Raw genomic sequence first — 20,967 nt, 5'->3', positions numbered from 1 at the left:
GTCATGTGTCCGTGGCGAGGTCGAGGCCGGCGATCGCGGCCTTGACCGCTCCCGCCAGCTCGGGCTGGACGGAGAGAGACCGCAGGCCCGCGGCTAGAAGAGCCGGAACCAATAGCGGATCGCCGCCGGCATCGCCACACAGGCCGACCTCGCGCCCCGACAGGCGGCCATGCGCGGCGACACGCGCGATCAGCGCCAGCACCGATGGGTCGGCGGCCGAGCCGAGCCGGGCGGCGGCGGCCTCCTCGCGGCTGACGGCGCAGGTATATTGCACGAGGTCGTTGGAGCCGATGGAGAAGAAATCCGCATCGAACCGCTCGGGCGTGATGGCGACGGCCGGAACCTCGACCATGATGCCGAGCGCCGGACGCCCGTGCGCGGCGCCGGCGGCGGCGAGCGCCGCGATCTCGCTGTCGAACATGGCCCGCGCCTCGGCCAGCTCGCCGGGCAGCGTCACCATGGGCAGCATCACCTTGAGCGGGCCGTCGGCCGCGGCGCGGGCCAGCGCGCGCAGCTGGACACGGAATATGTCGGGATGGCGCAGGGAGAGGCGTATGCCACGCATCCCGAGGAACGGATTGGCCTCGTGCGCGACGGTGTAGCCGGCGATCGGCTTGTCGCCCCCGGCGTCGAGGGTGCGCACCGTCACCGGGCGGCCGCCGGCCCAGGCGAGGATGCGGCGATAGGCGGCGAGCTGGCCCTCCTCGTCCCTCAGGCGCGCGGGGCTGTCGAGGAACAGCTCGGTCCGCACGAGGCCGATGCCGTCGAAATGGGCGGGGTCGAGCCGGTCGAGCTCGGCAGGGTCGGCGATCGTCGCCTGCACCGCCACCCGCACCCCGTTGCGGCTGACCGCCGGCCGCGCGGCCATGGCGGCGGCTTCCGCGCGCCCCGAGGCCTCGTTCGCCAGCCGGTCGCGGGCGGCGGCGAGACGGGCCTCGTCCGGCTCCGAGACGAGCACGCCCGCCGCGCCGTCGAGAAGCGCCGCGCCTTGCAGGTCGAGCATCTCGGCGTCGAGCGCCACGACCATCGGCAGGCCCCGGCCGCGCGCCAGCATGGCGACGTGGCTGGTCGGGCTGCCATGCGTCAGCGCGATGCCGGCCCCCTTGCCCCAGCTGGCGGCGAGGAATTCGGAAGGGCGCAGCTCGGTGGCGAGGAGGATCGTGTCGTCGGGCACGACAAGCGGCCCGCCGCCGCTGCCCGTCAGGGCGGCCAGCACCCGGTCGCGCATGTCCTGAAAGTCGACCGCGCGCGCGCGAAAATACTCGTCGTCCGATGCCTGGTAGACAGCGATCTCGGCATCCATCGCCGCGGCCCATGCCGCGGCCGCCGGCCGGCCGGCGGCGATCGCCTCGAAGGCCGGGCGCGCCAGCTCGTCGTCCTCAAGGAACGCCATCTGCATCGCGACGATCTCGGCCTCGTCGCCGTCGAGCCGGCCGAGAAGTTCCGCCAGCTCGTTGCCGGCCGCGACGATGGCGGCCCACAGCGCCTCGGCGCCGCTTCCGCCGCGCGTCTCGGCCATTTCCCGCCCCGCGGCGCGCGCGGGGCGCAGCACCTGCCCGGAGGCCAACCCGGCGGACGCCGCGATGCCGGTGAACAGCCTCTCAGCCATGTCCGCCGCCGTCCGGCGCCGCGGTTTCCTCGTCGAAATTGCTGGCCACCAGCGCCAGCAGCTCGTCCAGCGCGCGCTGGGCGCCCTCGCCCGAGGTGCGCAGCCACAGCCGCGTGCCCTGCGGCGCGCGGAAGCGCATCAGCTTGACGGGGCTCTTGGCGTCGACCCAGGGCCCGGCCTCGTCGGTCGCGACCTCGATGGTGGCGGGAAAGGATTTGGCCAGCTGCGTCAGCTTGACCGACGGGCGGGCATGCATGCCGGCCTCGTTGGTCAGGATGGCGGAAGCGACGATATGGTCCTGCGACATCGACAATCCCTTACTGCGCCGCGAGCTCTTCGGCCACGGCCTGAACCTTCTCGAGCGAGGATCCGCCCGACGCCTCGGTCGCGGCGATCACCGCGCCCTCGACGATGGGCGCGTTGCAGATCACCGCGCGGCCCTGGCGCTCGGCCGGCAGCATCTCGACGGCCATCTCGCTGTTGGTCTCCGCCCCGCCGAGATCGACCAGAATGGCGACGCCCGCCTCGCTCCAGGCGCGGTCGATCGCGCCGAGGATATTCTCGACGCTGGTGCCCAGCCCGCCGGCGGCGTCGCCGCCGGTGAAGGCCAGCGGCACGCTGTCGCCCACCATCTGGCGCACCATGTCGGCCGCGCCCTCGGCCACCTTCGACGAATGAGAGACGATCACGATGCCGACATTCTTGGGAGCGTTCATGCGGATGTTTCCTTCAGCCCGGCGCAGACCGCGCCGATGATCAACGAGGCCGAGCGCGCGCCGGGGTCCATGTGCCCGATCGAGCGCTCGCCGAGAAAGGCTGCGCGGCCGCGCAGCGCCTGCATTGGCACCGTCGCCTCGGCGGCCTCGGCCGCCACGCGGGCGATGCCGTCCGCGTCCTCGCCGCGCTCCAGCGCCGCCGACACCGGGGCCAGCACGTCGAGCAGGGTCTTCTGCCCCGGCTGCGACTTGCCGCGCGCGGCGACGGCCGCCATGGCGCGGGCGAAGCCGGCGGCGAGCCCGGCGCGGTCAAGGGCATCATCGGACACGTCGCCGAGCGCCTTGCCCAGCTCCATGAAGAACGTGCCGTAGAGCGGCCCCGACGCGCCGCCCATCGACATCACCAGCGTTCGCCCGGCAGCCACCAGCGCCGCCGGCAGCGGCTGCCCGGAGAGCGTGTCGGCATCGGCCAGCAGCGCGTCGAAGCCGCGCTTCATCCCCGCGCCGTGGTCGCCGTCGCCGATGGCCTGGTCGAGGGCCGTCAGCTCCTGCCAGTGCGCCTCGACCGTGGCGGCCATGGCCTCGATGAGCTGGCGGCGCAATTGCGTGTCGATCCGCATCTTCCTTACCCTCCCAGATAGGCGCGCCGCACCTCGTCATTGTCCAGAAGCTCGGCGGAGGTCCCGCTGACCGAGACGTGGCCCTGCTTGAGGACATAGCCCCGGTCGGCGATGGACAGGGCCATGTTGGCATTCTGCTCGACCATCAGGATGGTCATGCCCTGCGCCTTCCATCGCGCCAGTATCTCATAGACCTGGTCGACGAACAGCGGCGACAGGCCCATCGATGGCTCGTCGATGCACAGGAGCTTCGGCTTGCGCATCCACGCGCGCGCCATCGCCAGCATCTGCTGCTCGCCGCCCGACATGGTGCCCGACACCTGGTTGCTCCGCTCGGCCAGCCGCGGGAACATCGCCAGCGCCTCCTCGATCTGCGCGTCGAGCTCGGCCTTCGGCTCCCCGCGCCGGACATAGGCGCCGAGCTTCAGGTTGTCGAGGACGGTCATCTCCGAGAACATCCGCCTTCCCTCGGGGATGGAGCCGACGCCGCGCTCGATCATCCGGTAGGCGGGCGTGTCGTTGACGCGCTCGCCGTCGAACACGACGTCGCCGCGCGTGACCTTGACGAGGCCGAGCACGGTCTTGACCGTGGTCGACTTGCCCGAGGCGTTGCCGCCGAGGACCACCACCGTCTCGCCGGGCATGACGGTGACGTTGACGCCGAACAGCGCCTGCACCGGACCGTAGAAGACGTCGATGTCGGTCAGCGAGACCAGCGGGGAGCTGCCGGGAGCCTCAACCATCGGCGTTCACCTTTCCAAAGGCGGCGGCCGAGCGCCGCGTGCCCAGATAGGCCTCGATGACGCGCGGATGCTCCAGCGCGCCGGCCGGCGTGTCGTCGACGATCACCGCGCCCTGCGCCATGACGATGCAGCGCTCGGCGAGCTGGCGCACGACCTGGAGCTTGTGCTCGACCATGACGATGGTCATGCCGGGGCGGCGGCTGCGCAGCTCGGCCAGCACCTCGGCGAGCTCCGTGGTCTCGGTCGGGTTCATGCCGGCGGCCGGCTCGTCGAGCAGCAGGATGTCGGGGTCCTGCACCAGCGCGCGGGCGATCTCGAGCCGGCGCCGGTTGGCGTAGGACAGGGAGAAGGCCTGATCGTCGCGGCGCGGCCACAGCCGGTCGCCGAACATCTTCATCACCTCCTCGGCGCGGCTTTCGGCGGCGGCGACCCGGGCGCGGTAGCCGGGCAGGCGCAAGAGCGCCGAGACGAGCTCGCCCGCCGGGCCGTAGCGGCGCGGGGCGCGCCCGCCGCCGATCAGGCCGACCTGGGCGCCGACCATGATGCTGTCGCGGATGGTCAGCATCGGAAAGACGCGGCTGGTCTGGAAGGTACGCGAGATGCCGAGCGCGTTGATCTGCTCCGGGCGCAGCCGGTCGATGCGGCGCTCGCCGAGGCGGATCTCGCCCTGCTGCGGGCGCACGATGCCGCTGATCATCTGGAGGAGCGTCGACTTGCCGGCCCCGTTGGGGCCGACCACGGCGAGGAATTCGCCCTTGGCGATGGCGAAGTCCAGCGCGTTGGCCGCCACGACGCCGCCGAAGCTGCGGCTGACCTTGTCGATGACGAGGGTTCCGGAATTGGTCACGGTCATCGGGTTCCCACCAGTCCCTGCGGACGGAAGCGCAGAAGAAGAAGAAGGATCGCGCCATAGGCGACCATGCGGTACTGGGCGAATTCGCGCAGCAGCTCGGGCAGCATCGCCAGCAGCACGCCGCCGATCAGCGCGCCGGTGATGTTGCCGAGCCCGCCGAGCACGATCATCGAGATCAGCACGATCGAGGTGTCGATGATGAAGCTGTCGGGGCTGACGAAGTTCTGCAGGAAGGCGAACTGCGCGCCCGCGAGCCCGGCGAGGAAGCCCGAGACGAGGAAGGCCAGCGTCAGGTACCGCGCCACCGGGATGCCCGAGGCGTGAGCGGCCAGCCGGTCCTCGCGTATCGCCCGCCACGTCCGGCCGATGGGCGAGTTCAGCATGGCGAAGGCGATGGCGACGACGAGGGCGAGCACCGCGAGCGCCTGCCAGTACTGCGCCGTCAGGCTGCGCATGTCGATGCCGAGCAGGAGCGGGGGCCGCTGCACGCCGGGAATGCCCATCGGGCCGCGGGTGACGTCGACCCAGTTGAGGCAGATGAGATAGACGATCTGGCCGATGGCGAGCGTGGCGAGGCCGACCGTGTGGCCCGACAGGCGGATCGTCGGCCAGTACAGCACCGCGGCGAACGCCGCGCCCGCGCCGCCCGCCAGCAGCAACGCCGCCTCGGCCGGGATGCCCCAGGCCCGGCTCGCCAGCGCCGCCGCATAGGCGCCGACGCCGAAGAAGGCGGCATGGCCGATGGAGATGACGCCGGCCGAGCCGGTCAGCAGCGTCAGCGACACCGCGAGCATGGCATAGATCGCCGCCTGCACGCCGACCTGCAGCACGTAGTTGGAGCCGCTCAGCATCGGCAGGAGCGCGAACAGCGCGATCACCGCGAGCAGCACCGGCAGCGGCAGGTCGACCACGCGCTGCTTGGTGCGCCCGGTCGACCCGGCCATGGACGCGACGACCGACGTGGTCGGGATGCCGCCCGACGCGCCCGATGCGCCGCCCAGCGCGTCGAGCGACTTGTTGCCGAACAGCCCGTGCGGACGCACGATCAGCACCAGCAGAAGCACGCTGAAGGCGATCACGTCGCGCCAGCCCTCGCCGACATAGCCGGAGGCGAGGCTTTCGAAGATGCCGAGCAGTATGCCGCCGACGATGGCGCCGGGGATCGACGACAGGCCGCCGAGCAGCGCCGCCGCGAAGCCCTTGAGGCCGTAGGGAATGCCCATCTGCGGAAAGACCGACATGTAGTACATGCCGATCAGCACGCCCGCGAGCGCGCCGAGCGCGCCAGCCAGCCCGAACGAGAACTGGCGCATCAGCGGCACGTTGATGCCCATCTGCTGCGCGGCCTCGGGGTCCTGGGCCGTGGCGCGCAGCGCCTTGCCCATCCATGTGCGCGACAGGAACAGCATCAGCCCGGCCATGACGGCGAGCGAGACCGCGATGATCAGGAAATCGACGCCGGTGAGATAGGCCGAGCCGACGAAGACCACGTAGCGGGAAAGCGGTGAGGGAAATGCCTGGATCTCGGCCGACCAGATCATCTCGGCGGCGGAGTCGAAGATGATGGCGATGGCCAGCGTCGACAGAAGCGGCGCGATATAGGGTGCGTTCTGCAGCGGCCGCAGGGCCAGTTTCTCGATCAGCATGCCGGTGACGGTCGTGATGACGACCGCGACGGGAATGGCGAGGGCGATCGGCGCGCCCACCCTGACCATGGTGAAGGTCAGGAACGCCCCCAGCATCAGCAGCGCGCCCTGCGCGAAGTTGATGATGTTGGCCACCCCGAACACGAGGCTGAAGCCCAGCGCGATCAGGGCATAGACGAAGCCGATCACGACCCCGTTAAGGATCTGACTCAGGAAGAGTTCCAGCATGTTCGGGAAAGCCTCTAGGGTCGCGGCCCGGCAGCCGGGAGCCCCGAAAGGCTCCCGGCCGGATCAGGGCCGACAGAGGGTCACTGAAGCAGCGTGTAGGCGCCGTCGGTGATCTTGAGGATCGTGAGCTCCTTCGACGGCGTGCCGTCGACGAACTCCGTGACGCCGGTCACGCCCTCGAAGGGCGGCAGGTCGTCGATGGCGTCGCGCAGGGCCTCGCGCGTCACCGGCTGGCCGGCCTCGGCCAGCGCCTTGGCGCCCGCCGCCGCGATCGAGATCGCGTCATAGGCGTAGGCGGCCCACAGGTCAGGCTCGCGGCCGTACTTGGCCGTGTAGGCCTCGACGAAGCCGGCCTTGGTGGGATCGCCGGGGAAGAAGTAGGTGGTGGTGATGATGCCGTTGGCTGCCTCGCCCGCGAGCGTGATCAGCTCGGGGTTGTACAGCGTCTCGGGGCCGACCACCTGCTGCTCCATGCCCGCCTGCCGCAACTGCTGAAGGAAGATGGCGGTCGGGCCGTAATGGCTCGCCAGCAGGATGCTGTCGACATTGGCCTGGCGCAGCTTGGTGACGAGCGGCCGGAAGTCGCGCGCGTCGGGCAGCATCGCCTCGAACACCGGCACCTCGGAGCCCCCTTCTTCCAGCGCCGCCTTGGTGGCGTTGCCGACATAGATGCCCCAGTCGTCCTGGAAGTAGATCACCGCCACGCGCTCGTGCGGGGCGTTCTCCTTCAGGGTCTTCACATACATCAGGGACATGGTGTCCTGGGTGTTGGGAATGCGGAACTGGAACTTCGAGATCTTGGTGTAGTCGGGATGCGAGGAGGACGGGCTGACCTGCGGCACGCCAGCGGTCGCGAAGATCTCGCCGGCGGCGATGGAGTTGCCGCTGGTGAACGAGCCGATGGCGGCGACCACGTCCGGGTTCTCCGAGAATTTCTGCGCGATGGCCGTGGCCTGCATCGGCTCGCCGCGATCGTCCTCGGTCAGCACCACCAGCGGCTTGCCGCCGATGCCGCCATTGGCATTGGTCTGCTCGACGAACAGGTCGACGGACTCCTTGAAGCGCTCGCCATTGGCGCCGAAGCGGCCGCTGAGCGGGGCGAAGAAGCCGAACGTGACCGACTCCGCCGACTGGGCCATCGCCGGGGTCTGGGCACCCTGCAGCAGGCCGAAGGCGGCGACGATGGCGAGGCCGGTGCGACCCAGCCAGTTGATACGATGTGTCATGGCAGTTCCCTCATCTTCTGGTTCTGGTTGCTTCTGTTCCGGTGGAATGCGGGGCCCGTGCGTCCTTGCCGGACGCGCGGGCGCCCGGTCATGCAAGCCGCAGCGTCAGCGGCACGCCCGGGCTGGTCCACGTCTTGACGGCGGCGAGCTCCATCTCGAGCCCGCCTTCGATGATCTCGCCGCAATAGGACAGCTCGAAAGGCTCGGGCGACACGTCGTCGCCGTAGTAGATGCAGATCTGCTGGCGCGGGCCGTAGAAGCACACCGAGCCGCCGGCCGTGCCCTTGGCGGCGCGCCGCTCGCGGCAGATCTCGGTCAGGGTCTGCGGCTTCTCGTTGGGCATCACCACCGGCAGGCAGAAATACAGCAGGTCGCCGACGATCTTGCCGTGCTGGGCGATGCTGGTCACCGGCAGCACCTTGCGCAGCGCCGCGGCGACCGCCGGATAGCGGTCTTCCCAGATCTCGATGGTGCAGGTGTCGCGCCCGTCCATGCTCAGGATCAGTTTCATTGCTTGGCTCCCTGCTCCAGACCGTCGGCGTTGCGCGTGCCGTAGCCGGCGCGCATGAAGCCGGTGCAGACCCCCCACGGAAAGGCCGCGTCGAGCCAGACATGCACGCGGTTGGCATAGGCCAGCGCCGCGTCCGTCAGGCGCTGCAGCTCGCCGAGGTCCGGCGCGGTCTGCGCCACCTCGATGTACTTGCGCATCAGGCCGGAGGCGTGCTCGAGGCCGAACAGCTCGAAGAAGCCCGCCTTGCGGCTGACCAGCTCGCCGATCATGACCTTGAGCGTGGCGAGGTCGGTCTCGGGCCGGTCGCACATCAGATGAACCACCCACAGCGTCTCGTCGGCCAGCGAGCGCGCGGCGCCCTCGGCGAAGATCAGCGGCGTGAGATACTGCCCGCGCGAGCCGACGCCGCGCGGGCTCTCGCCGCGCGACAGGATACGAATCTCCTCCGGCTGCTTCAGCCAGATGGTTTCGCATTCGCGCTGAAACAGCGCGATAGCCTCGTCTATCGTCATCAGTCCTCCACAGAAGGTCGAACCCGGTTTAGCCGGATTGTTAAGTACTCAACAAAATTGTTAGTCGCGTTCCGTGCGCTTGGCAAGGGCGTTTCGGAGCCGGGTCGGCGCGCCGGTTCAATGCGCTCGGCGCGCAGGATCGCCACCCTCGCGGCCGCGGGAAAACGGTCCGATTTATGTTAAGTAGTAAAAAAAATCCCGCCCCCGCGCCGGACCTGCGCTCCGGCCTCGTCAGACCGGGATCGGCCGGTTCTCGGCGATGGCTTCCATGGCGAAATAGGAGGTCACGGTCTCCAGATCGAGCTTCTCGATCAGGCGCTGGTAGACGTGGTCGTAGCTCTTCATGTCGCGGGTGACGATCTTGAGCATGTAGTCGTAGTCGCCGCCGATCCGGTAGAAATCGACGACGTCGGGGATCGCGCTGACATGGACGCGGAACTTCTTCAGCCATTCCGCCGAATGGCTGCGGGTGCGGATCATCGCGAAGACCACGAGGCCGTAGCCGAGCGCCTGGGCATCGAGCCGCACTGTCTGGCCGCGGATAAGGCCGCGCTCACGCATCAGCCGGATGCGCCGCCAGCACGCGTTCTGCGACAGCCCGACCTTCTCCGCCAGCTCGCGCTGCGACTGCCCGGCATCTGCCTGAAGCTCGCGCAGGATCCGTGCGTCGATTTCATCGAAAGATTCGGTCATTTCTCGATCAACTACACCATAATTCCCTGATGATGCCGATCATATTGGGAAGATTTCCCCCACACGACAACTAAAATCTCCCTGCTTGCGAGATCGGCAGGCGCAGGCCCTCCCGGAAGACATGACATGGACGAAGCAGGCGACATGGAATTCAACGCGGCGCAGTCGGCCGGCGCGGCCGCGCTCGACCGCGACTGGGTGCACCGGGCGATCGAGCTCTTGCAATGCGACGGCCGCCGCTCGGCCGACACCCATCTCATCAACCCGGCCTTTCCGGCGCTGAAGGGGCTGTCGATCTACCTCAAGGACGAATCCACCCACCCCACGGGGAGCCTGAAGCACCGCCTCGCGCGCTCGCTGTTCCTCTACGGCATCTGCAACGGCCATATCGGCCAGGGAACGACGCTGGTCGAGGCGTCCTCCGGCTCCACCGCCGTCTCGGAAGCCTATTTCGCCCGCCTTCTCGGCCTGCCCTTCATCGCCGTGATGCCGCGCTCGACATCGCGGGCGAAGGTCGACGCCATCGAGCGCATGGGCGGCCGCTGCGAATTCGTCGACGAGCCGGCGCGCGTCTACGAGGTGGCCGCCGGCATCGCGCAGGAGACGGAGGGCCACTATCTCGACCAGTTCACCAATGCCGAGCGGGCGACCGACTGGCGCGGCAACAACAACATAGCCGAATCGATCTTCCGGCAGATGGCGGGCGAGCCGCACCCGGCCCCGCAATGGGTGGTGATGAGCGCCGGCACCGGCGGCACCGCGGCGACCATCGGCCGCTACATCCGCTACCAGAACCTTTCGACGCGGCTCTGCGTCGCCGATGTCGAGAATTCGGTGTTCTTCGATGCCTACCAAAAGGGCGATTGCGCCATCACCTCGGCGCGGCCGTCGCGGATCGAGGGCGTCGGCAGGCCGCGCGTCGAGCCGTCCTTCGTGCCGGGCGTGATCGACTGCATGCTGCGCGTCCCGGACGCGGCCTCCATCGCCGCCGCCCATGTGCTGTCCGAACGGCTGTTCCGGCGCGTCGGCGGATCGACCGGAACCAACTTCATGGCCCTCCTGTGGATCGCTGCGCGCATGCTGCGCGAGGGGCGGCAGGGATCGCTGGTGACGCTGATCTGCGACAGCGGCGACCGCTACGCCTCGACCTATTACGACCCGGACTGGCTCGCGGGGCAGGGCATGGACATAGCGCCCCTGAAGGCGCGGATAGAGAGCTTCCTCGACACCGGCACCGGCTTGGAATATCTTATCTAGACGCTACAGTGCGAAAATCGCGCTCGTGCGGCAGTTGCGCACCTTGTCGACCCGCGCGCCGTCCCAGTGGAAGTCGAAGTGATCCGCCTGCACGGGAATGGCGAGGAGATCGGGCCAGAAGACCGCGACACACTCGCCGCCCGGGCAGCGCACGCTGCGATAGACGATGCCGTTGGCGCCGCCCGCCCGCAGACTCTTGCCCAGCGCCTGCGACGCCGCGTAGTCGTCCGGGTCGTGATACGCCGTTTCCGGCCGCGCATCGTGGAGGTCGAGATCGAGGCGGTTGACCAGCATGCGGAACTGCGAGGTCCATCCCGGCTCCTCGCCGCTATTGGCCATCGCCCTGCCGTGGTGATGGGCGACCTCCCGGATCGCCACCTCCTCCCGGTCGCCGGCGCTGTAGACGCCGTAGGTGCCGTCGGTGAAGCGCCCCGGCCGGTCGGTGCTGATATGGACGAACGGCGCCATCAGGTAGCTGGCGCCGAGGCCGCCCACCCGCCGCGCCGGCGGCACCAGGTCGAGCCGGCCGATATGCTCCCACAGGCGCGGATTGGTCTTCGATTCCGCCGAGGCCAGCGCCTCCCAGTCCTGCGGATCGGCGATGTCCTCGAAAAGGTCGATGGGCGGATAGATGGAGCGGATGATCCGGCACGCGTGCGGCCAGCGTACCCGGGCGAGCGAAAGGCCGCCGCTCACCAGCCGCCGCGCTCCGCGTCGAGATAGGAGCGCACGCGCGCCAGCGAGAAGATGTCGCCCTGCGCCATGATCTCGACCGGCGTGCGGCCGCCGAAGGCAAGGTTGGGCTTCTTCACCCAGGCATAGCCCCGCTCCGGGTCGGAGAAGAGGAAGCGCAGGCCCTTGTGGATGCCCATGAGCAGCGAAAGCCGCGTGGCGAGGTCGCGGTCGATGCGTCCGGGCGCGCCGGCCTTCCACCGCGCATAGGTGCGGGGGGCGAGCCCGCCGAGGATCTCGCGCGCCTCGGCGTCGGACACCTGCCACCGCTCGAACAGCCGAAGCACCGCCCGCACCATCGCCTCCGCCTCGGCGGCGGTGATCTGCGGGCTGTCCGGGGCGGCGACGGTGCGCGGTATCTCCTGCAACATGGCAAATCTCCTTCTGGCGTAAAATAGGGAGAGATTTGCCAAATGGCAAGACGACGACGCGCTCAGCCGTTTTCGACGGTCGTCCACCCCGAAAGCGGGCCATCCCCGTCCAGCCATGCGGCCGGGACCTCGACCGGCAGGTCGAGCAGCATCTGGGCATAGGTCTTGGCCTGCGGGTCGTAGCGCAGCGAGGCGGTGCCGCCGCCGCCGAGGACGTCCTCCAGCAGGAAGTTGAGCGCGTGGAAGCCCGGCAGGACATAGCGCCTGACCTCGCCCTCGAGATAGTGCGCGAAGAAGGCGGCGACGCGCGACGCATCGACCCCGGCGGCCAGCACGGGAAAGAATTCGGGGCGCCGCGCGATCAGGCCGATATTGGCATGGTTGCCCTTGTCGCCGCTGCGGCCCCAGGCGAGCGCCCGCAAGGGCACGGCTACGGCCGGGCCTTCGACGGCCGCTGCCTGCGGCGCGTCATGCGGCGGCGGCGCGGGCGCTTCCGCCCCCGACGCCACGTCCACCGGCAAGGACGCACCGTCGACCAGCACCTCGACCGGAACCTTCGCCTTCGGCCACAGGAACGAATGCACCTTCAGCACCGGCACCGGCTTCGGCCTGCCATGCAGCACGCCGGTCAGCCCCTGCGCCATCGCGACGCCCGGATGGGCGAACTCGCGCGCGAAGAGCTCCAGCGCCCGCGCATCGTCGTGCCTGAGGCCGATCTTGACGACCACCTCGCGCGCCTCGGTGACCCGCGCATTGGCGCCGTAGGTGTCCTCCGCGCCGATCACCTCGATCGAGACTTCGCGGAACGGCGCCATGCCGCGCATGGCGAGCAGGCGGCCGACGCGGGCGACCAGCGCCTCGGCCGTTCGCCTGCCCTTCGCGCCGGCCTGCCAGCCGGCGATCATGTAGGTGGTGAGGATGCGGAAGCCGTCGGCATGGGTGGCGCAGACCTTGTAGTCGCCGCCCGGCGCGCGGCCCCTCGCGCCCGAGACGCGCACGCGGTCCCTGCCGATTTCCTCGATCCGCACCTGCGAGAAGTCGCAGGTAGCGTCCGGCAGCCGGTAGGATCGCGGGTCGCCGATCTCGTAGATGATCTGCTCCGCGACCGTGCCGCGCGAGACCTTGCCGCCCGTCCCGGCCGGCTTGGTGACGACGAAGCTGCCGTCGGCGGCGCATTCGACGATGGGAAAGCCCATGTCGTCCCAGCCGTCGGCCACTTCCTCCCAGTCGGTGAACAGGCCGCCCGTCGCCTGCGCGCCGCATTCGAGGACATGGCCGGCGAGGCTGCCGGCCGCGAGGCGGTCGTAGTCCTCAGCCGTCCAGCCGAATTCATGCATCAGCGGCCCGAGCGCCATCGCCGAATCGACCACCCGCCCGGTGATGACCACATCGGCCCCGTCCGCCAGCGCCCGGGCGATGGCGGACGCGCCGAGATAGGCGTTGATCGAGGCGAAGGCCGCCGGCAGCGCCGCGCCCGAGAACATCTCCACCGGCTGCGCCGCCCTGATCTTGACCTCGGCCGGCAGAAGGTCGTCGCCGAGCACCACCGCGACCCTGAACGCCAGCCCGGCCTCCGCGGCGGCGGCGAGAAAAGCGTCGCGGCAGGCGAGCGGGTTCATGCCGCCGCTGTTGGTGACGAGCCGGATGCCGCGCTGCCTGATCTGCGGCAGCAGCGGCCGGACCGAGGCCAGCCAGTCGGGAATGAAGCCGCCATCCGGCGCCTTCGACCGCGCGCGCGCCAGCAGCGCCATCGTCACCTCGGCAAGATAGTCGCCGATCAGGTAATCGACCTCGCCCTTCTCGATAAGCTGCCGCGCGCCGTGGATGGTGTCGCCCCACGCGGCGGCCGCGCCGCCGATGCGAACCGTCTTCGTCGAGGCCATCGCCCTTCTCCCCCGTTGTCTTCCCGGAATTGCCCTAGAGCGCCCAGCGCGGCTTGCGTTTCTCGAGGAACGCGGCAACGCCCTCGCGCCCCTCCTCGCCGGTCAGGCACCGGGCGAAGCCGGCGGCGGCGCGGTCCAGCATTTCCTCGCGCGGCAGATGCGCGGCGGCCAGCGCCAGCTCCTTGGTCACGGCGACGGCGCCCGGCGCGCACTGCATCACGTTTCGCCGGACTTCGCCCTCGATGGCGGCGAGCCCGGCGGCGTCCTGCGCCACCGCGTCGGCAAGGCCGATGCGATGGGCTTCGACGCCGTCGAAGCGCGCCGCGGTCAGCATGATGCGCCGCGCCGCCGCGAGCCCGATGCGCTGCACGACGAGCGGCGCGATCTGCGCCGGCGGTATGCCGAGCATCGTCTCGGTCAGCGCGAATCTGGCATCGGCGGTGACGGCGACGAAATCGCCGGCGCAGACGAGGCCGAGCCCCCCGGCCATCGCCGCCCCTTCGACCAGCATCACAGTCACCTGCGGCAATTCGTTGACAGCATGGAACAATTCGCCGGCGCTGCGGCTGAAGGCAGCGACGTCCTCCAGCGTCCGCCCCTCCTCGACGATGGCGCGAAAACCCTTCAGGTCGCCGCCGGAGCAGAAGGTGCCGCCCTTGCCGCGAAAGGTGACGCCGCGAACCGGGCTATCGTCTCGAAGTGCCGCCGCCACGGCCTTCAGCTCGTCTACCATCTCGCCGGAGAGGGCGTTGCGGGTTTCCGGCCGGTCGAGCCAGACGGTGAGCCAGCCGCCCTCCTCCTCCAGCACCAGGGAGCGTGTCGTCGGCAGCGCCCGCATCGGCATCCTCCGTTTCCAAGCCTCGCGATGCGGTTGACAATACAGAACGAACGTCCGGTTTGTCCAGAAGGCCGGGATCGGCTATGAAGACGGCTTCGACGGCGTGAAAAGGCGGGACCGATGGCGGCGACAGCGGACGGATCCGAGCGGAGAAAAGGCAAGCGCGACGGGAGCGGCGCGTCCGCAGCCCCGCCCTCGACGATGGAGGCCAAGGCCGCAGCCGCCCGCACGCGCATCCTCGACGCGGTGATCGAATGCCTCGACCGGCACGGCTATGCCGAGACCAGCATCGCCCGCATCCAGGAGCGGGCGGGCATGTCGCGCGGGGCGTTGACCCACCATTTCCCCAGCAAGGAGGCGCTGATGGTGGAAACCGCCGAGCGCCTGCTCCGACCGGTGACGACGCCCCGCCGCCGCCCCGATGCCGGCGCGGCCGATCCGGAACGTCGCGGCGACGCCGTCGAGGCCGATATCGTGTGGATGTGGGAGAAGATGGTCGACACGCGCGAAGGGCGCGCCCTGCTCGAGATCCTCGTCGCCTCGCGCACCGACGCCGCGCTCAGGAGCCGCATCGCCGGCCATTTCCTCGACTGGAACAGCCGGATCAACCGGGCGCTGGCCGCCGGCTACAGCGCCTTTCCGGCGGGGGCCGCGGCGCAGGAGGAGATCTGGACGCTCTGCCGGGTGTTCCTGCGCGGCCTCAACACGCAAAGCCCGTTCGAGCCCGACAGGGAGGCGCGGCGCAGGCTGGTTCGCCGCTTCGCGCGCATGATCGCGCATTGCCTCATGGACGAGGATAACGGTTCCTAGCGGAAGTTCACGTCGCGCGAGGCCGCCCGCAGCGAGATGACGAAGCCGGCCAGCACGTCGACCAGCGCGATGATCATCAGGATGAAGAACAGCGAGCTCGCCGCCCGCTCGACCAGCAGAAACTCGACGAGGAACAGCACGAAGACGAAGGTGGACAGGAGATGGTCGAGCACCGAGGCGTTGGAGGTGCGTGTCGCCTTGAGGATCTCGACGAACAGGATCGTCAGCGAGAACAGGACGAGGAGATCGGCAAGGCTCATCGTCCACACGCCGCCCGACAGCATGGAAAGCGAGAAGACCTGCGCCTGCCACGGGTCAGGGATGTCGCCGAACGCGCCCGCGAGGCCGAGATTGTAGAGGATGAACGGCACGATCATCAGCGGGATGTGGGCGAACATGGGCTTTCTCCGAAGGTCGGACCCTATCTAGAGCATTTTGCAGCCGGACGGAATCGTCCAGGCGGCCAAGGCATGCCCGCAACGAAAAAGACCGGCGCGGGGCCGGTCTTTCCGAAAATCATGGAAGCGGAGAAAGACTCAGCTTTCCTTGGGCTCCAGCACCTGACGGCCGCGATAAATGCCGGTCTTCAGGTCGATGTGGTGCGGGCGGCGAAGCTCGCCGGAATTCTTGTCCTCGACATAGGTCGGGGCCTTCAGCGCGTCGGCCGAGCGGCGCATGCCGCGCTTCGACGGCGAGGTCTTTCGTTTCGGTACTGCCATTGTCCTGCTCCGATGTTCGCTCGAACGGCCGTTGCCGCCTCTCGATGGAAAGGCTTGGGCTTGCGGCCGAAAACCGGGAAAGTTGCGTGCCTATACACGCATGCGGGACATTTGGCCAGCGCCGCCCGCAAATTTTTCGTGAGCCTGCGGCCCGGCTCACTTCAGGCAGCCATTATAGCCGCCGGCATGGCCGGCGCGCCGCTCGATCGTCGCGGCCAGCCGGTTCAGCGCGTTCGACGGCTTGCCCGGCGTGCGCGCCAGCGGATTGGGCAGGGTGACGGCGAGAAGCGCCGCCTGCCGCGACGAAAGCTCGCGCGTCGACTTGCCGAAATGATGCCGCGCCGCCGCCTCCGCGCCATAGATGCCCGGGCCCCACTCGGCGATGTTGAGGTAGATCTCCATGATCCGCCGCTTGGGCATGACGAGGTCGAGATAGATCGCGTAGGGCAGCTCCAGCGCTTTGCGCACATAGGAGCGGCCGTGCCAGAGATAGAGGTTCTTCGCCGTCTGCATGGTGATGGTCGAGCCGCCGCGCGTCGCCTCGCCGGCGAGGAAATCCTGGAACAGCGCCCGGAACTCGTTAAGGTCGATGCCGTGATGGGCGCAGAACTGCCCGTCCTCCGACATCAGCACCGAGTTGACGAGGCGCGGGCCGAACCTGTCGAGCGGCGTCCATTCGCGCGTATAGCCCTTGAGCGTGATGACGTCCTTGACCATCAGCGTCGAGACCGGATGGATTACCGGCGGGAGATAGACAAGCGACAACAGGAGCGGCAGCGCGAGGAGGGCGATGACGCCGAGCGCGATGCGGCGCAGCCAGAAGCGGCCGCGCCCACGCGGCTTGCGGCCCTTGCGGCGACGTTTCACAGGCGGCTCGATCTCCACGGTCGGGCTGTCCACGCCGACGCTCCCTTCATCCCGGTTCTGGAATACAGACCCTGCCCGCCCGGCGCAATGCCGCCCGTCTCGCCAGTCTCGCCCGGCGCAATGCCGGGCGGCGCGGCTTGACGGCGGCCGGTTTTGCCGCCATCGCTCCGGCCATGATCAGACGGCAGGCGAGCGCGGACATGGACGAATCCGGTTTCGAGGCGGCGCTGGCGCGGCGCGCCGGGGATGTCGAGCGGATGCTGGAGGCGCTGCTCGGCGACGCGCTGCTCCCCGGCGAGATCGCCCGGCCGGCCGGGCTGATGCGCTCGATTCGCCACGGCGTCCTCGGCGGCGGCAAGCGGCTGCGCCCGTTCCTGGTGCTCGAGAGCGCGGCGCTGTTCGACAGCGACGGCGAGGCGGCGCTGCGCGTCGCCGCCGCGCTCGAATGCGTCCACTGCTATTCGCTGATCCATGACGACCTGCCGGCCATGGACGACGACGATTTGCGCCGCGGCCGGCCGACCGTGCACCGCGCCTTCGACGAGGCGAGCGCGATTCTCGCCGGCGACAGCCTGCTCACCTTCGCCTTCGACATCATCGCCGACGAGGCAACGACGCTACCGGCCGAGGCCCGGGCAAGGCTGGTGACGAAGCTCGCCCGCGCCGCTGGCATGGGCGGCATGGCCGGCGGCCAGGCGCTCGACCTCGCCGCCGAGCGCGACAACCCCGACGAGGCGGGAATCATCCGCCTCCAGGCGATGAAGACCGGGGCGCTGATCCGCTTCGCCTGCGAGGCCGGCGCGGAGATCGCCGGCGCGCGCGCCGAGGAGCGCGAGGCGCTGGCCGAGTTCGGCTCGGCCATCGGGCTGGCATTCCAGCTCGCCGACGACCTTCTCGACGCCACCTCCGATTCGGCCGCGCTCGGCAAGGCCGCCGGCAAGGACGCGGACGCCGGCAAGGCGACACTGGTCTCGCTCCACGGCGTCGACTGGGCGCGCCGCCAGCTCGGCGGCCTCGTCGCGCAGGCCGGCGAGTTGCTCGCCCCTTTCGGGACCCGCGCCGATACCCTGCGCGCCGCCGCCCGCTTCGTCGCCGTGCGCACGTCCTGAAACGGCGATACCCTTCATAATTATCTGTCGTTAGGCGGGATTGTGCTTCTGCTTGCGCGGGACTCGCCACACAGCCATACGCAGGTCGAACGTCGAGACGTCCCGTGCCCCGGCGAGAACAGCGACGGGAAAAGTCGTTGGCCCGGCGGTGCAGTTCAACATAGCCTGAACACCTCGACTACCACCGCGATAGTCGTTTTAACCTCATCCAGCTCACTATTGCGAGCCTGATAGCGGTCCATGGCACCATCGGTCGCCGCAGTTCATGTGAATCTTCCGCACGACAGCATGACTTGAGTATCAGATCAACACCATCCCGGAGTTTGCTCAGGTATTCGCCAATATACTTCCCGCTTTATCGCGGGCCCGTACCAGGGGGCCGTGATCGATCCAGGACGCCGTGTCGAAATCAGCCGGCAAGAACCCGTTTTCAAACAGAAAGCTCTTTCGGGCCTCCAGAGCATCCACCAGCTGCGGCTCAAGCGAGATGTCAAGCCTTTCGGAAATATCCGCGCCGATAGCCTCTTCGACCCAATAGTCGCTCGTCCCGATCTCACGGGCCATCATTCTTGTTGCTTCAGCAACGTTCCGCTTGGCCCATTCAGATGCAGCCAGCAATACCGCGACGTAGTCGTCGACGAGATCTGGATGCTCGCGCAGAAGTCCGCCGCTCACCGTTAGCGTCTCGGGTTGCTCATTGTTGACCTTGAAGCGGTAGTCGTCATCCAAAGAAAGATTGTAGACCTCATGCGCGCCAAGCTGGTGCTTGAGCGACATTCCCCACGCGGAGTATGCGAAAATTGCATCAACCTCGCCACGAACCAGGGCAAGCGTTTCGGTCAGCGACAGACGGCTGAGCCGGGGCACCGAGGCCATGTTGTCCTTGTCGTTGGGGTCGGCTGCGACATAGCTGTCGGACCGTTCGAGGTATTTGATGTTAATGTCGTCGAGGGTCAGTCCGGAACGCGAAAGCGCATGTGTGACCCCCTGAAGCGCGATCGCCCGCCAGAAATCGATCTTGTGGTTCAATCGGAGCGGGATGCCGATCGTCGCGCCCTTGAGTGTCTGTCCGGGGGTGAGCGAAATGATGGCTTGGTATTGCGGCACCCACTGTAGCCCGATCAGCCTTGTATCCGCACCGGCCGCACGCGCCCATATGGCAGGCGCGTTGCCGCCCTGCCTGAACGAGTTCTCGAGGCGATGCGTGTAATGGGACTCACGTATTTCCTGCGAAGGATGCTGACGCAGCGAGCGGAACTCTACGTTCTTCCTGCCAAGGACATCGGCGATCCATCCCTGCTGGATCGCTATGCCGCTGGCTGCAGGAACAGGACAACGTGTGAACCATATCGTATCTGGGCGAACGTTCATGACTCTATCTCGTGGTTCCGATGTTGAAAGAGGCAGGCTGGGAGCCGGTCGCCCACGCTGTCAGGCCGACGCGAGCGCCTTGTGCGGCAGCAAGTCAGCAAGAATAATCTCCTTGAAGCGCTGGAACTCAGGAGACGTGCGAATACGGGGTTTCGGCAGATCGACGAGTATATCGCGGATGATGCTGGCGGGCGGACCGGCCATCACGACGATCCTGTCGGAAAGCGCTAGGGCCTCATCGACATCATGCGTGATAAGAAGAACGTTTGGGACGGCATCGCTAACGATTTCCAGCAGATGGTCCTGCATCTTGAGCCGGGTCAACGGATCGAGGGCACTGAACGGCTCGTCGAGCAACAGCAGCCGCGGCATGCCGACCAGCGCGCGCGCAAGTCCCACCCGCTGCGCCATGCCGCCCGATAACTCCTTAGGCAGCGCCTCGGCAAACTTGCTCAGGCCCACCTTGGCGATAATCGCTTCCACCGCGATTGCACGGCGGTCCTTGGCCCAGTCCCACACGCCCAGCTCGATGTTGCGACGCACAGTCAGCCACGGCATCAAGCGAGGATCCTGAAACGCGACTCCGATCTCCGGGCGGGGCCTGTCGATAACCTTGCCGTCGAGGCTGGCCTGGCCTCCAGTTGCGGTTTCAAGCCCGGCAAGCAGGCGCAATGCCGTGCTCTTTCCACAACCGGACGGGCCCAGAACAGTGGTGATGCGCTCTTTGTCGATCTGCAGGTCTATCGGACCTAACGCCTGAAAGCCGTTGAATTTCTTCACGAGGTCCTTCAGCTCGATCACGCGTCACCTCCTGATCTGGTATCCTGCCAGCTCAAAACGCGCCTGGAGATATAGGCCAGAAGCATGTCGGTCCCCTTGCCGCAGATCGCGAAGATGATCATGCACGCCATGACGATCTGGGGTCTGCCGGTCATCTCGCCATCGAGAAGCAAATAGCCGATGCCCGAGGAAGCCCCCATCATCTCGGCGGCGACCACGACGAGCCAAGCGATGCCCATCGACTGGCGAAGGCCGACGAAAAGATAAGGCAGGGCCGCCGGAAGCAGAATGCGACGGACCAGCTGGAAGTTGTTGAGCCTGTAAACCTGCCCCACCTCGATCAACCGCCTGTCAGCGTTGATGATTCCGGACATGAAGTTGAGATAGGTTGGAAAGAACGCCGACTTGGCTATCAGCGTGACCTTCGAGGTCTCCTCAATGCCGAACCAGAGGATGAACATCGGAATCCACGCAAGGCTGGGTACGGTGCGCAGAGCGTGGATCACCGGATCGATGAGTCGCCGCCAGAGGGGCGAATAACCTGTCAACGCACCAAGAATGATGGCAGCGGAAACGCCGTAGAAGAAGCCCAGGAACACGCGTTGGACGGAAATGCCGAGATGGCCCCAGATTCTGCCCGTCTGGAAGAAATTGACCAGCACGTCGAGCACGTCGAGCGGGGATGGCAGGAAGAGCGGGTTTATCCATCGCAGGCTGACCGCCAGCTGCCACAGGACGATCAAGCCGACGGGAAGCACGAAGGGGGTCAGGACTCGCTCCGCGCGCGTATACCACGGCGTGCCGGCAGGCATGTCTGTTGCGGCCGAAGTGCTCCTCCGGCCGCCTGCGGAACTAGCGTAAACGGTCATGCGC

The 20,967-nt window shown here is 68.0% G+C and carries 24 protein-coding genes; 3 read left to right on the top strand and 21 right to left on the bottom strand.

The window, feature by feature from the left end; translation table 11 throughout:
- Position 1: 1 nt before the first annotated feature.
- The 11 genes from M9945_RS13785 to M9945_RS13735 form a co-directional block, all read right to left on the bottom strand.
- Entirely contained in the window at positions 2-1,609 is a 1,608-nt protein-coding gene (locus M9945_RS13785; protein WP_367945055.1) for a putative PEP-binding protein, read from the bottom strand.
- On the bottom strand, positions 1,602-1,916 hold the full coding sequence (locus M9945_RS13780; protein WP_367930917.1) for an HPr family phosphocarrier protein: 315 nt from the start codon (positions 1,914-1,916) through the stop codon (positions 1,602-1,604). The genes M9945_RS13785 and M9945_RS13780 overlap by 8 nt, the downstream gene beginning before the upstream one ends.
- A 10-nt stretch (positions 1,917-1,926) precedes the next feature.
- A complete protein-coding gene (dhaM, locus tag M9945_RS13775) occupies positions 1,927-2,325 on the bottom strand; it encodes a dihydroxyacetone kinase phosphoryl donor subunit DhaM (protein WP_367930916.1) in 399 nt (132 codons plus the stop codon).
- Positions 2,322-2,945: a dihydroxyacetone kinase subunit DhaL gene (dhaL, locus tag M9945_RS13770; RefSeq protein ID WP_367945054.1), complete on the bottom strand. Its 624-nt coding sequence runs from the start codon at positions 2,943-2,945 to the stop codon at positions 2,322-2,324. Before dhaL ends, dhaM begins: the two co-directional genes overlap by 4 nt.
- A 5-nt stretch (positions 2,946-2,950) precedes the next feature.
- Positions 2,951-3,688 (bottom strand): ABC transporter ATP-binding protein, encoded by a 738-nt coding sequence (locus M9945_RS13765; RefSeq protein ID WP_367945053.1) that lies wholly within the window; start codon positions 3,686-3,688, stop codon positions 2,951-2,953.
- Positions 3,681-4,541, bottom strand: coding sequence for an ABC transporter ATP-binding protein (locus M9945_RS13760; RefSeq protein ID WP_367945052.1), 861 nt, complete (start codon positions 4,539-4,541; stop codon positions 3,681-3,683). The genes M9945_RS13765 and M9945_RS13760 overlap by 8 nt, the downstream gene beginning before the upstream one ends.
- The gene (locus tag M9945_RS13755; protein WP_367945051.1) at positions 4,538-6,415 is read right to left on the bottom strand and encodes an ABC transporter permease; all 1,878 of its coding nucleotides are present in this window, start codon (positions 6,413-6,415) and stop codon (positions 4,538-4,540) included. Before M9945_RS13755 ends, M9945_RS13760 begins: the two co-directional genes overlap by 4 nt.
- 80 nt (positions 6,416-6,495) lie before the next feature.
- Positions 6,496-7,641, bottom strand: coding sequence for an ABC transporter substrate-binding protein (locus M9945_RS13750; protein WP_367945050.1), 1,146 nt, complete (start codon positions 7,639-7,641; stop codon positions 6,496-6,498).
- Between the two features lie 88 nt (positions 7,642-7,729).
- Complete coding sequence (locus M9945_RS13745) at positions 7,730-8,152, bottom strand: hypothetical protein (RefSeq protein WP_367930910.1); 423 nt, start codon at positions 8,150-8,152, stop codon at positions 7,730-7,732.
- On the bottom strand, positions 8,149-8,664 hold the full coding sequence (locus M9945_RS13740) for a hypothetical protein (RefSeq protein ID WP_367930909.1): 516 nt from the start codon (positions 8,662-8,664) through the stop codon (positions 8,149-8,151). Before M9945_RS13740 ends, M9945_RS13745 begins: the two co-directional genes overlap by 4 nt.
- A 231-nt stretch (positions 8,665-8,895) precedes the next feature.
- Positions 8,896-9,357, bottom strand: a complete 462-nt coding sequence (locus tag M9945_RS13735; RefSeq protein WP_367930908.1) for an Lrp/AsnC family transcriptional regulator — start codon at positions 9,355-9,357, stop codon at positions 8,896-8,898.
- A gap of 144 nt (positions 9,358-9,501) precedes the next feature.
- On the opposite strand from M9945_RS13735, the gene M9945_RS13730 reads away from it, so the two are divergent.
- Entirely contained in the window at positions 9,502-10,614 is a 1,113-nt protein-coding gene (locus M9945_RS13730) for a PLP-dependent cysteine synthase family protein (protein WP_367945585.1), read from the top strand.
- Between the two features lie 3 nt (positions 10,615-10,617).
- On the opposite strand, the gene M9945_RS13725 is transcribed toward M9945_RS13730, so the two are convergent.
- The 4 genes from M9945_RS13725 to M9945_RS13710 all read right to left on the bottom strand — a co-directional run bounded on the left by M9945_RS13725 (position 10,618) and on the right by M9945_RS13710 (position 14,444).
- Positions 10,618-11,313: an RES family NAD+ phosphorylase gene (locus M9945_RS13725; RefSeq protein WP_367945584.1), complete on the bottom strand. Its 696-nt coding sequence runs from the start codon at positions 11,311-11,313 to the stop codon at positions 10,618-10,620.
- Positions 11,307-11,717, bottom strand: coding sequence for an antitoxin Xre/MbcA/ParS toxin-binding domain-containing protein (locus M9945_RS13720; protein WP_367945049.1), 411 nt, complete (start codon positions 11,715-11,717; stop codon positions 11,307-11,309). Before M9945_RS13720 ends, M9945_RS13725 begins: the two co-directional genes overlap by 7 nt.
- 62 nt (positions 11,718-11,779) lie before the next feature.
- A complete protein-coding gene (locus tag M9945_RS13715) occupies positions 11,780-13,600 on the bottom strand; it encodes an acyclic terpene utilization AtuA family protein (protein ID WP_367945048.1) in 1,821 nt (606 codons plus the stop codon).
- Positions 13,601-13,634: 34 nt separating this feature from the next.
- Positions 13,635-14,444: an enoyl-CoA hydratase/isomerase family protein gene (locus tag M9945_RS13710; protein WP_367945047.1), complete on the bottom strand. Its 810-nt coding sequence runs from the start codon at positions 14,442-14,444 to the stop codon at positions 13,635-13,637.
- Between the two features lie 114 nt (positions 14,445-14,558).
- On the opposite strand from M9945_RS13710, the gene M9945_RS13705 reads away from it, so the two are divergent.
- The gene (locus M9945_RS13705; protein WP_367945046.1) at positions 14,559-15,248 is read left to right on the top strand and encodes a TetR/AcrR family transcriptional regulator; all 690 of its coding nucleotides are present in this window, start codon (positions 14,559-14,561) and stop codon (positions 15,246-15,248) included.
- Here the strand turns inward: M9945_RS13705 and M9945_RS13700 are convergent.
- The 3 genes from M9945_RS13700 to mtgA form a co-directional block, all read right to left on the bottom strand.
- The gene (locus M9945_RS13700) at positions 15,245-15,646 is read right to left on the bottom strand and encodes a hypothetical protein (protein ID WP_367930902.1); all 402 of its coding nucleotides are present in this window, start codon (positions 15,644-15,646) and stop codon (positions 15,245-15,247) included. The two genes, M9945_RS13705 and M9945_RS13700, sit on opposite strands and share 4 nt — an antisense overlap.
- Positions 15,647-15,784: 138 nt before the next feature.
- Entirely contained in the window at positions 15,785-15,967 is a 183-nt protein-coding gene (rpmF, locus tag M9945_RS13695) for a 50S ribosomal protein L32 (protein WP_367945045.1), read from the bottom strand.
- 156 nt (positions 15,968-16,123) lie between these two features.
- Complete coding sequence (gene mtgA, locus M9945_RS13690) at positions 16,124-16,834, bottom strand: monofunctional biosynthetic peptidoglycan transglycosylase (RefSeq protein WP_367930927.1); 711 nt, start codon at positions 16,832-16,834, stop codon at positions 16,124-16,126.
- A 200-nt stretch (positions 16,835-17,034) separates the two neighbouring features.
- Here mtgA and M9945_RS13685 point away from each other — a divergent pair, with 200 nt between their 5' ends.
- The gene (locus M9945_RS13685) at positions 17,035-17,943 is read left to right on the top strand and encodes a polyprenyl synthetase family protein (RefSeq protein WP_367945044.1); all 909 of its coding nucleotides are present in this window, start codon (positions 17,035-17,037) and stop codon (positions 17,941-17,943) included.
- A gap of 327 nt (positions 17,944-18,270) precedes the next feature.
- Here the strand turns inward: M9945_RS13685 and M9945_RS13680 are convergent, their stop codons facing one another.
- The 3 genes from M9945_RS13680 to M9945_RS13670 are packed head-to-tail and all read right to left on the bottom strand — an operon-like array spanning position 18,271 to position 20,963.
- A complete protein-coding gene (locus M9945_RS13680) occupies positions 18,271-19,314 on the bottom strand; it encodes an ABC transporter substrate-binding protein (protein ID WP_367930900.1) in 1,044 nt (347 codons plus the stop codon).
- Between the two features lie 60 nt (positions 19,315-19,374).
- Entirely contained in the window at positions 19,375-20,115 is a 741-nt protein-coding gene (locus M9945_RS13675) for an ABC transporter ATP-binding protein (RefSeq protein ID WP_367930899.1), read from the bottom strand.
- A complete protein-coding gene (locus tag M9945_RS13670; protein ID WP_367930898.1) occupies positions 20,112-20,963 on the bottom strand; it encodes an ABC transporter permease in 852 nt (283 codons plus the stop codon). The genes M9945_RS13675 and M9945_RS13670 overlap by 4 nt, the downstream gene beginning before the upstream one ends.
- Between the last annotated feature and the right edge of the window lie 4 nt (positions 20,964-20,967).

Origin of the sequence: Aquamicrobium sp., assembly GCF_023954335.1 — a bacterium.
GTDB lineage: Bacteria > Pseudomonadota > Alphaproteobacteria > Rhizobiales > Rhizobiaceae > Aerobium.
The sequence above is the reverse complement of the archived record's forward strand: the minus strand, read 5'-3'. Positions and strand labels throughout refer to the sequence as shown.

What these genes read in the sequence shown, in the direction of transcription:
- rpmF (WP_367945045.1), bottom strand. Translation starts at nt 15,967, where the DNA reads ATGGCAGTACCGAAACGAAAGACCTCGCCGTCGAAGCGCGGCATGCGC.
- M9945_RS13710 (WP_367945047.1), bottom strand. Translation starts at nt 14,444, where the DNA reads ATGCCGATGCGGGCGCTGCCGACGACACGCTCCCTGGTGCTGGAGGAG.
- M9945_RS13760 (WP_367945052.1), bottom strand. Translation starts at nt 4,541, where the DNA reads ATGACCGTGACCAATTCCGGAACCCTCGTCATCGACAAGGTCAGCCGC.
- M9945_RS13680 (WP_367930900.1), bottom strand. Translation starts at nt 19,314, where the DNA reads ATGAACGTTCGCCCAGATACGATATGGTTCACACGTTGTCCTGTTCCT.
- M9945_RS13705 (WP_367945046.1), top strand. Translation starts at nt 14,559, where the DNA reads ATGGCGGCGACAGCGGACGGATCCGAGCGGAGAAAAGGCAAGCGCGAC.
- M9945_RS13750 (WP_367945050.1), bottom strand. Translation starts at nt 7,641, where the DNA reads ATGACACATCGTATCAACTGGCTGGGTCGCACCGGCCTCGCCATCGTC.
- M9945_RS13765 (WP_367945053.1), bottom strand. Translation starts at nt 3,688, where the DNA reads ATGGTTGAGGCTCCCGGCAGCTCCCCGCTGGTCTCGCTGACCGACATC.
- M9945_RS13755 (WP_367945051.1), bottom strand. Translation starts at nt 6,415, where the DNA reads ATGCTGGAACTCTTCCTGAGTCAGATCCTTAACGGGGTCGTGATCGGC.
- M9945_RS13700 (WP_367930902.1), bottom strand. Translation starts at nt 15,646, where the DNA reads ATGTTCGCCCACATCCCGCTGATGATCGTGCCGTTCATCCTCTACAAT.
- M9945_RS13785 (WP_367945055.1), bottom strand. Translation starts at nt 1,609, where the DNA reads ATGGCTGAGAGGCTGTTCACCGGCATCGCGGCGTCCGCCGGGTTGGCC.
- M9945_RS13780 (WP_367930917.1), bottom strand. Translation starts at nt 1,916, where the DNA reads ATGTCGCAGGACCATATCGTCGCTTCCGCCATCCTGACCAACGAGGCC.
- M9945_RS13720 (WP_367945049.1), bottom strand. Translation starts at nt 11,717, where the DNA reads ATGTTGCAGGAGATACCGCGCACCGTCGCCGCCCCGGACAGCCCGCAG.
- dhaL (WP_367945054.1), bottom strand. Translation starts at nt 2,945, where the DNA reads ATGCGGATCGACACGCAATTGCGCCGCCAGCTCATCGAGGCCATGGCC.
- dhaM (WP_367930916.1), bottom strand. Translation starts at nt 2,325, where the DNA reads ATGAACGCTCCCAAGAATGTCGGCATCGTGATCGTCTCTCATTCGTCG.
- M9945_RS13740 (WP_367930909.1), bottom strand. Translation starts at nt 8,664, where the DNA reads ATGACGATAGACGAGGCTATCGCGCTGTTTCAGCGCGAATGCGAAACC.
- M9945_RS13715 (WP_367945048.1), bottom strand. Translation starts at nt 13,600, where the DNA reads ATGGCCTCGACGAAGACGGTTCGCATCGGCGGCGCGGCCGCCGCGTGG.
- M9945_RS13670 (WP_367930898.1), bottom strand. Translation starts at nt 20,963, where the DNA reads ATGACCGTTTACGCTAGTTCCGCAGGCGGCCGGAGGAGCACTTCGGCC.
- M9945_RS13735 (WP_367930908.1), bottom strand. Translation starts at nt 9,357, where the DNA reads ATGACCGAATCTTTCGATGAAATCGACGCACGGATCCTGCGCGAGCTT.
- M9945_RS13685 (WP_367945044.1), top strand. Translation starts at nt 17,035, where the DNA reads ATGGACGAATCCGGTTTCGAGGCGGCGCTGGCGCGGCGCGCCGGGGAT.
- M9945_RS13730 (WP_367945585.1), top strand. Translation starts at nt 9,502, where the DNA reads ATGGAATTCAACGCGGCGCAGTCGGCCGGCGCGGCCGCGCTCGACCGC.
- M9945_RS13745 (WP_367930910.1), bottom strand. Translation starts at nt 8,152, where the DNA reads ATGAAACTGATCCTGAGCATGGACGGGCGCGACACCTGCACCATCGAG.